Source organism: Rhodococcus sp. MurmanLake-1 (assembly GCF_056945715.1).
Window position 1 is genome coordinate 1 of the sequence record NZ_JBWZNF010000033.1, and the last position, 8,182, is coordinate 8,182.

The 8,182-nt window shown below is 61.1% G+C and carries 8 protein-coding genes and 3 pseudogenes; 8 read left to right on the forward strand and 3 right to left on the reverse strand.

Annotation, left to right across the window (positions count from 1 at the left end):
- Positions 1 to 803, reverse strand: an 803-nt coding sequence (locus AC2ETI_RS32235; protein ID WP_483635013.1) for a CBASS oligonucleotide cyclase, incomplete at its 3' end; no start/stop codon positions are given.
- Positions 804 to 1,219: 416 nt separating this feature from the next.
- Here AC2ETI_RS32235 and AC2ETI_RS32240 point away from each other — a divergent pair.
- The 4 genes and pseudogenes from AC2ETI_RS32240 to AC2ETI_RS32255 all read left to right on the forward strand — a co-directional run.
- A pseudogene (locus AC2ETI_RS32240) lies at positions 1,220 to 1,498 on the forward strand (NADPH-dependent FMN reductase); the annotation flags it as partial.
- Positions 1,499 to 1,574: 76 nt separating this feature from the next.
- Positions 1,575 to 1,817 (forward strand): hypothetical protein, encoded by a 243-nt coding sequence (locus AC2ETI_RS32245; RefSeq protein WP_483635020.1) that lies wholly within the window; start codon positions 1,575 to 1,577, stop codon positions 1,815 to 1,817.
- Between the two features lie 474 nt (positions 1,818 to 2,291).
- Entirely contained in the window at positions 2,292 to 2,627 is a 336-nt protein-coding gene (locus AC2ETI_RS32250; protein ID WP_483635014.1) for a hypothetical protein, read from the forward strand.
- 574 nt (positions 2,628 to 3,201) lie between these two features.
- The gene (locus tag AC2ETI_RS32255; protein ID WP_483635015.1) at positions 3,202 to 3,423 is read left to right on the forward strand and encodes a hypothetical protein; all 222 of its coding nucleotides are present in this window, start codon (positions 3,202 to 3,204) and stop codon (positions 3,421 to 3,423) included.
- Positions 3,424 to 3,604: 181 nt separating this feature from the next.
- Here AC2ETI_RS32255 and AC2ETI_RS32260 read toward each other — a convergent pair whose 3' ends face one another.
- The gene (locus tag AC2ETI_RS32260) at positions 3,605 to 4,681 is read right to left on the reverse strand and encodes an alkene reductase (RefSeq protein WP_483635016.1); all 1,077 of its coding nucleotides are present in this window, start codon (positions 4,679 to 4,681) and stop codon (positions 3,605 to 3,607) included.
- 148 nt (positions 4,682 to 4,829) lie between these two features.
- On the opposite strand from AC2ETI_RS32260, the gene AC2ETI_RS32265 reads away from it, so the two are divergent.
- From AC2ETI_RS32265 to AC2ETI_RS32275, 3 genes are all read left to right on the forward strand, one after another.
- A complete protein-coding gene (locus AC2ETI_RS32265; protein WP_483635017.1) occupies positions 4,830 to 5,432 on the forward strand; it encodes a TetR/AcrR family transcriptional regulator in 603 nt (200 codons plus the stop codon).
- A 280-nt stretch (positions 5,433 to 5,712) separates the two neighbouring features.
- On the forward strand, positions 5,713 to 6,330 hold the full coding sequence (locus AC2ETI_RS32270) for a TetR/AcrR family transcriptional regulator (protein ID WP_483635018.1): 618 nt from the start codon (positions 5,713 to 5,715) through the stop codon (positions 6,328 to 6,330).
- Positions 6,327 to 7,319: an NADP-dependent oxidoreductase gene (locus tag AC2ETI_RS32275; RefSeq protein ID WP_483635019.1), complete on the forward strand. Its 993-nt coding sequence runs from the start codon at positions 6,327 to 6,329 to the stop codon at positions 7,317 to 7,319. Before AC2ETI_RS32270 ends, AC2ETI_RS32275 begins: the two co-directional genes overlap by 4 nt.
- Before the next feature lie 117 nt (positions 7,320 to 7,436).
- Here the strand turns inward: AC2ETI_RS32275 and AC2ETI_RS32280 are convergent.
- Positions 7,437 to 7,790: pseudogene (locus AC2ETI_RS32280) on the reverse strand (transposase); the annotation flags it as partial.
- A gap of 201 nt (positions 7,791 to 7,991) precedes the next feature.
- On the opposite strand from AC2ETI_RS32280, the pseudogene AC2ETI_RS32285 reads away from it, so the two are divergent.
- Positions 7,992 to 8,182: pseudogene (locus AC2ETI_RS32285) on the forward strand (hypothetical protein); the annotation flags it as partial.

An 8,182-nucleotide genomic window follows, 5' to 3' on the forward strand; every position in this document is an offset into this window, starting at 1 on the left:
CTTTCCTGGTAGTAATCGGTGAAGACGATCGGTTCCCTGAGCTCCGTCATGACGATGTAGGCCAGGAACTGCTCGAAGGCTCGCGGGTAGTCGCCGATCGCAAACGGTTTCGACAGCCAGCCATTGTCCCATAGGTGCGCGACAATGAGTTCAGCGAGGAAGGACTTGAACCGAAGTTCCGGTCCGGAGGCAGCGGCCTCGTCCTTGGCCCGGCGAATGAATGCCTTCACCAGGCGGATCAGCTCTTTGTACTCGGGACCGGCCTGCGCACGTCGTTTGTTGAGAAATTCTTTGTGTAGAGTCACCGAGGTGAGGACGCGGTCGCCGGTCTGTGTGACGAGGTATCCGCGGTCATCCGGCTCCCCTTCGTAGAGCACAGGAGCCACATCGATTTTGAGACCGGTGCCATGCATCGTGATGCCAACCGCGTGGTGCGAGATCTCGAAGTCGCTGGCGTCCTTGGTTGCGCCGTAGACCTCCTTGCAGCGTTCGCAGAGCCACTCCAGCAGCTTGGTCTCGTCGACGTCCACTCCGCCGACTGCAGCGGCGCGTACGTACGCGGCGATGTCGGTATCGGAACTCGTCCTGATGGCGGTGTGCTTGGCGACACTGCCCGAGCCGCGCATCTTGACAAGGTCATAGTCAGGGTGATCTTTGATGTAAGCCTCAAGGCGATCACGCAAGTGCGTGACCTGAGCGCGCCGTGATTTCGCCGTCTCGGACGGGACGTTGACCCTATTGACAGCGAACCTGGCCAGGTCGGCATGAGTTACATAGCTATGCACAGACGGTTGCACCTCCACCGAAAACGCCTGACCGAACCCGACCAGGGCGTCTCTTTTGCCATGGCGCGGTGGAAGGAGTTACGTTGGATGGGAACCCTAGACAAGTTCACCCGACCGCAGAGCCTCGTTCCCGTCCGATTCCCGGATTAGGACCGGGGCTTTCGGTACTTCCATTCTATATCTTGCGTCCGACATGTACTGACAACGCGCGATGTTGCGACTAACCATCCATGGTATTCACTGGCCAGGCCCACAGGCGTGCGGCGAGGCGCAATGAAGCGATGACGGGTCCAACCCGCGTCACAGGCGACGAACCGGCTTCGATCTATTCTTAGCGGCAGAGACTTTCAGCCTGTTCGCCGACGGTGATGTTCACTCTGGAAAGGTTCGTGCAGTTCTTTATGCGACCATCGGCCTTGTGAATATTCTGCTGAGTGAATATTCTGCTGCTCTCGGGAAGCTCCAGAGCAGGCTCGACCAACGCCGCCGCGCTCGCTTCCATCGCCGAATCCGCGCCGCCATCTGCGACCACGACCACGTACGGCGGGTTGTCGCGGCTGCCTGCTTTTAACCCCGACGACGACCGGGTTCCACTTCACGACGAAGTACTCACACTGCGACGGTGCATCCGAGATGCCGACGCTGTGCTGTTCTGTACACCCGAATATGCAGGCACTTTGCCTGGGAGCTTGAAGAACCTACTGGACTGGATAGTCGGCGGAACCGAAATGACCGACAAACCGGCGGTATGGATCAACGTCGCCGCTCCCAGGCGCCGGACAAGGTGCGGTGAACACTTTGGAAACCGTATTGGGTTACGTCGGCGCACGATTGGTCAGGCCGGCATGCCTGACGACGCCGGTCGGACGAGCGGTCGTCGACAGCGACGGCTCAATTCGGAACGAAGAAGTCTCGCGGTCATTGGCACAAATCTGGACCCTGCTGGAATCGCGGGCCCGCTTGCCGACGTTCGAGGGCCTGCAGAGGCAGCGACGGGTGCTCGGCTCGGTTGTGCCCGCGGTGGCGATATGAGCGATCCGTAAACCGTTGGGGCTCTTGCTCGGTTGCTGATCGGTCACACGGAACATCTCAGTAGCACCGACGCGCAGCCACATTCTGGTGGTCAGCCCGTTTCTTTGTCTAGAAGTTGTCAATCGCGCCCGTGGTCGTGAGCGCGTTTCGGTGCGTTTCGGTGACAGCGTCGAGATCTGGCCACGCAGGCGCTGGAACACTGAGAGCGCTTAGGAGGGAACGGATTTCGTCGCGAAGGTAGCGGCAGTGCCCTCTGTGCCCAGCGCGCAACGGTTTTGGGGCTCACGTGAAAGAGCGCCGCGACTTGTCTCAGGGTGTGAGCAACTCCTCCCCCTCGTCCCGATCCTTGTCGCGCCCTACGCCGATCCGGCGCGACGAAACGGCACCTCCTGACCATTCACCACAGTTCCTACTTGTTCGTTGTCCGAAATATCTGTTGATCATTCTCGCGCAGCTGTCCCAGCCCCGCCAGCTGTGCCGCTACGCGCTCACTACACCGCCGCGGCCGGTCATCAACACGCCCAAACCAGAATCACCCGGGCAGCCCCGCATCCGGACGTCGTCGCTGCCGCCGAATTCCTCCTCGCGGAGCCTGACGCCCATCTCTACCGGCGCCACTACCTCGAACTGATCGCCCACACCCCCGGCCCCGACGGCACCCTCATCACCGACTACACCGCCGCCGAAAAATACCTTCTCACCACCGCAGCAAAACGCAGAAAAACACGCCAGCAATCGACAACCCTCTACGCAGTACCGACAACGAACAATGAGGACCACGAACCCGACTCCAACCATCAAAGAAGGTGAAAAACTCACCGAGCCAGTCAAGATCATCGAAATTCGGTTGGACTGCAACAGATTACGAACAGAACGACCAGCCACGAAGGAACTCGGTCACTGCGGGGCCGGCACATTGGCGGGAAGGTTGGCGACAGGAAAGCGGCGGACTAGCCGCTCGACCAGAGCATGCACCCAGTGAAGGTCCTTGCGTAGAACCTCCCCATCGGTGCGCGCCGCCGACACCAATACTGGCGCTACCGGACGAGTACCCCGCACCACCCGCACCGCGGATTCGATACGCTCCGACAGTTCCTCGAGCTCCGAATTTAACAAGGCCAGAAACACTCTCACCTACGCAATATCGGACTCGTCTGCAACTGACATCCGCTACACCCCGATCAACAAGGAAAGTTTCTCCCCCGCCACGCGCTCGACGGGCAGAGGAACGAAATCACGCCCCTTGTGGCCGTCAAGTTGAGCATGAGCAGAGCCATCACGGAAAGTGGGCCAGAACCAAGTTTGAATCTGGCCCACTTTCAGTGATCGAACTTGAAAGCGTCGTTCGCTGACAGACATTCGTTGTCGAAAGCAGGCTTCGAGGATGAGACTCCGAGAGAACGGCACCGACGCCGACGCAGCTCCGGCGATCGATCCGATCGACACGGTCAGCGATCCTTCCACGAGCGTTGGGGACCAGAAGCCCTCGGCAGCAGCATGTGTGCCGGGGAGCGAGATCGGCGAGGAACCGCACGACAACGGAGTGAGAGCAGGTGCCGCCACTTTCAGCGACGGCGCTCTGAGTGTGTCGGCAACGGACGATTGATAGACACGGTGGCTTTGTCGACGACGGCTTAAGTGGCTACGAACCCGTTCATGGCTGCATGACCACGCCGAAGAGATACCCCGCAAACTTCCGTCGCAGATTCTTGATCCGGGACAGTCGATCTCGGAAATCGCACACGATCAGCAAGTCAGCGACCGGCCCTTGGTTGCGTGACGGATAGTCAGCTGTGAATGAGGGTGGGGTAGTCGGTGTACCCCACTTCGCCGCCGCCGTAGAGGGTGGCCGGGTCGAGAGCATTCAGTGGCGCGCCCCGGCGAAGCCGGTCGACGACATCGGGGTTTGCCAGCGCGAACTGTCCCAGTGGCGCGATATCGGCCAGGCCGGCATCGATGTCGTCGGCGATCTGCTCACGCGTGCGTCCGAAGCGCACCACAAGCATTGCGGTCGGCCACACCTCGCGCAGTGATCGGAGCAATTCGTCGTCCCCGACGTGGTGAACATGGAGGTAGGCAAGGTTCAGCGGTGCGAGTTCCCCGACGAGGTACCGGTATTGGGCTCGGACACCCTCGATGTCACCCTCACTCATGCCACCGAGAGGCATCGACGGCGAGATGCGGATCCCCACCCGGTCTGCGCCGATCTCCTCGGCCACAGCAGCGGCGACTTCGATCACGAAACGCGACCGGTTTTCCACCGATCCGCCGTACTGATCTGCGCGACGGTTCGAGTTCGGGGAGAGGAACTGGTGCAGCAGATATCCGTTCGCGCCGTGAATCTCCACGCCGTCGGCACCTGCTGCGATCGCGGAAGCGGCAGCGTGACGGAAATCAGCGATCGCGGTTTCGATGTCCGCGACAGTCAACTCCCGCGGCACCGGAGTCCTCTGAAGACCTGATGCGGTGAACATGTCCTGATCGGCCGAGATGGCCGACGGCGCAACGGGTTGGCGGTGATGTGTCGTGTTGTCGGGGTGCGACATCCGGCCCACATGCATCAGCTGGATGAACAGTGCCCCGCCTCCGTCGTGGACCGCGTCGGCAACGCGCCTCCAGCCTTCGACATGAGCCGCGGTGTAGATGCCCGGAGTGTTGAGATAACCCTGCCCGTCGTCGGAGGGCTGCGTGCCCTCGGTGATGACCAGCCCGAGCGAGGCACGCTGCGCGTAATAGGTGGCCAGGAGCGGGCCGGGGGTTCCGTCCGGGTTCGCTCGATTGCGGGTCATCGGCGCCAAGGCAAGTCGGTGCTGGAGTTCGACGCGTCCGAGGGCGAACGGCTGCCAGAGTGAAGGTGAGGCCATGAGGAGTCCTTTGTGTTGATCGGTCATGTGTCATCAGTCGGGGGCAGTGTCTAGTCGTGGGAAGATCGAAAGTCGTATTCGAACATCATCAGTAGTGACTGTACTCAATCATGAGTGCGCTCACAATGTATTCCCGGAGGATGTCGTCATGCCACACACCACGCAACCTGCCGGTCGGCGTGAGCGGAACAAGCAGCAAAAGCTTGACCGCATCACTGCCGCCGCACGAGAACTGTTCGCCGTGCACGGAGTGGACGAGGTCACAACCCAGCAGATCGCCGACAAAGCGGATGTCGGCACCGGAACACTGTTCCTGTACGCCAAGACCAAGGGCGAACTACTGCTGCTCGTTCAGAACTCCGCCTACACCGAGGCCCTTGCCCGCGGCCGGCAGGAAGCCGAAAGCGCCCCTGACACACTCGGCGCGATCATGGCGATTGTCCGACCGATAGTCGAATGCAACCGGACGCAGATCGGCAACGGCCGTGCCTATCTCAAAGAAATGGTCTTCGGTGACCCGAACGAACCGCACCATGCCGAGGCCCTCGACCTGGCCCTCCAGACGGAGCAGGCGATCGCCGCAGTATTGCAACGCGACCAGAACGTGCGCCCCGACAACGCCGCCACCCTGGCACAGATAATTTCCGCGATCATGTTCCTGAGCATGTCGCTGACGATCAACATCGCTCACAGTATCGACGAGATCATGGAGGACATCAGAGGTCAGGTGTCCATCCTCCTTTCACCGTGAAACACACAGCCCACCTCTGCGACGAACCTCCTCGTCCACGAACAACACCTCACCGGCCAGGTTTCCGCACGGGCAACGGCATGCGCACGCTGTCACATTGATCGGGATGCAGCCATTCTCGGAGGTCGACAGATCTGGTCGGCATGGCCTTCCATATGGTCATCGCGACTCCACCTGTTCAGTGGTGCCTCGGGAGCCGATGCTGGATCTCGGGTTTACATTGTGATCATGCTAGTACGGTCATAATGTAATGTGAGTCGCAGACCCAAGGAGGGTAGATATGGCGCGCTACGGAGTCGACCACAAGGCTGTGACCCGGCAGCGTCTCATCGAGGCAGCCGGCCGCCGGTTCAAGCGGGACGGCATCGACGGCGCAGGAGTCGCAACGCTGGTCTCGGACGCGGGTCTGACCAATGGGGCGTTCTACGGCCACTTCACCTCGAAGGATGACCTCGTGGCAGCAGTCGTTGCCGATCAACTCGCTGTGCAGCGCGATCGGATCGAGGCTGTCCCGACAGGCGCGCACGGTGTGGAGGCGTTCGTCCGCAAGTACCTTTCGCCGCAGCATCGTGACGATTTCGAGAACGGTTGCCCCTCGGCCGCTCTGCTCGACGAGTTCAGCCGGTGTGAGCTGCATGCCCGCGAGGCGTACACCCGCGGGATCCGGCCCATCATCGAACTGATCTCCGACCGGCTGCCGATCACCGATCGCGACACCTCATACGGTAGGGCGACGGGGCTGATGACGCTGCTGATCGCCACTCTCCAGCTGAGCCGTGTCGTCAACGACACGGAATTGTCCGAGAGCATCCTGAACTCCGGTATCGCCAACGCCCTGGCGTTGGCGCAGATCGCGGATTCATCGACCACCGACAGCGAAGATAAGGAACTCCGATGAAGGCATTCATGGTTGAGCGCTACGGACCGGACGGCCTCGTCCTCGCCGACGCACCCGCCCCGACCCCGGGACCACGCGATGTGCTCGTCGACGTCCGCGCCGCGAGCATCAACCCGCTCGACACGATGATCCGCAACGGCGAATTCAAACAACTCATTCGATACAAACCGCCGTTCGCACTCGGCCACGACCTGGCGGGTGTCATCGTCGAGGTCGGAGCCGATGTGCACGGCTTCGCAGTCGGCGACGAGGTCTTCGCCCGACCGCGAGACCTGCGAGTCGGCACCTTCGCCGAGCTGATCGCCGTCGACGCCGACGACATCGCCCGCAAACCCGCTCGGCTGAGCTTCGCCGAGGCTGCCGCAGTGCCGCTCGTTTCCCTCGCCGCTTGGCAAGCACTCGTCGACACCGCCGACATCCAACCTGGTGCCAAGGTTCTCGTGCACGCCGGCGCCGGTGGACTCGGATCGACCGTCATCCAAATCGCCAAGCACCTCGGCGCAATCGTTGCGACCACCGTCAGCACCAAAGACGTGGCAAGAGTCCGCGAACTCGGAGCCGACATCGCCATCGACTACACCACCGAGGACTTCACCGAACAGATCTCCGGCTTCGACCTGGTCCTCGACTCCCTCGGCACAGCAAGCCTCGAAAAGTCGCTCACCGTCCTCAAACCAGGAGGGTTGGCGATCAGCGTCGTCGGACCACCCGATCCTCCCTTCGCTCGCCGGCTGGAAAAACCATCCCTGGCTCCGGTGATGAGATTTTTGAGCAGAAAGATCCGTAATCGCGCCAAGAAACTCGGGGTGCACTACGCGTTTGTGTTCATGCGAGCCGACGGCGCACAACTGGCGCACCTCGCCGAACTCTACGAAGAAGGCGCGCTCGTCCCTGTCCTCGATCGCACCTTCCCTTTCGAGAACACTATGGAAGCGATGGCATATGTCGAGCAGGGCCGAGCGCGCGGCAAGATCGTCATCACCCAATAGCAAACCCATTGCCCCATAGGAACTCACGTGACGGACGAAGTGAACCTTTAGTCGAGCCCAAGCGGGCAGCCTTCACGTCAGGGTCTATCTCGTTAAGGGTGTTTCGGCCGTTTTCCATTAGCAGGTTTTCGACCCCGGCCAGCGATCGGCGAACGTGATAGCAAACGCGTTCAGAGCTGGCTTCCACCTCGTGATCCATCGTGCCTGGCCTTTGCCGGTCAGGTCCAGTGACCGAGTGACTAGATACAGACATTTGAGTGCGGCGGACTCGGCGGGGAAATGACCACGCACTTTCACCGTCCGCCAATAACGTGCATCGAGGAACTCGATCGCGTTGGTAGAGCACAGGACTCGCCGTATCTCAATGTCGTAGCCGAGGAATGGGATGAATTCTTGCCAGGCATTGGTCCACAATCGGATGATAGCCGGATACTTACTTGCCCACTCCTCGGCGAGATCGTCGAACGCGCTCTATCCCCGCCCGATGAATCCACACTCACCACCATGCCCACTACACACGAACTATGTTGCGCCGGTTGATGTTTCAAACACAACTCCGGACCATCGATCGCAGGAGCGGCAACCGAAGATGGTCGAACCAGTACGCCGGCGCCGCCGGTTCGCGCAGAATGGAAGTCGGCGCAGACACTGACGAACCACGGGAGCGGTGCAATGATCCGACGACGGCTCGGCCAAGCATTGATCCGACGACGGCTCGGCCAAGCATTGATCCGACGACGGCTCGGCCAAGCATTGATGGTGATCGCACTCGCCTCCGCGGCCGTCTCGACCGCGCCCGTCCACGCGCAGGAACCGTCGTCAATCACGACGCCGGGCACAGTGACCGCGGCAACTTCCCTGCC